Annotated in this window: 1 protein-coding gene; it reads left to right on the forward strand. The window is 59.5% G+C overall.

Annotation, left to right across the window (positions count from 1 at the left end; genetic code table 11):
- Positions 1-242, forward strand: a 242-nt coding sequence (locus KVT28_RS26350) for an ATP-binding cassette domain-containing protein (RefSeq protein ID WP_217551240.1), incomplete at both ends; no start/stop codon positions are given.

Genomic DNA, 242 nt, shown 5'->3' on the forward strand with positions numbered 1-242 from the left:
CTTGGCACCGATAAGCTGCTGCAACGCTATCCGCGTGCACTGTCAGGCGGACAGCGACAACGCGTGGCGATGGGCCGCGCGATGGTGCGAAATCCCAAAGTGTTCCTGTTCGATGAGCCGCTGGCGAACCTCGATGCGCAGCTGCGTATGGAGCTACGCGCCGAGATCAAATCGCTGCATCAGCGTTTCAACACCACGATGGTTTATGTGACGCACGAACAGGTTGAGGCGATGACGCTGGC

It is taken from the genome of Pantoea sp. GbtcB22 (genome assembly GCF_019091025.1).
Classification (GTDB): domain Bacteria; phylum Pseudomonadota; class Gammaproteobacteria; order Enterobacterales; family Enterobacteriaceae; genus Pantoea; species Pantoea leporis.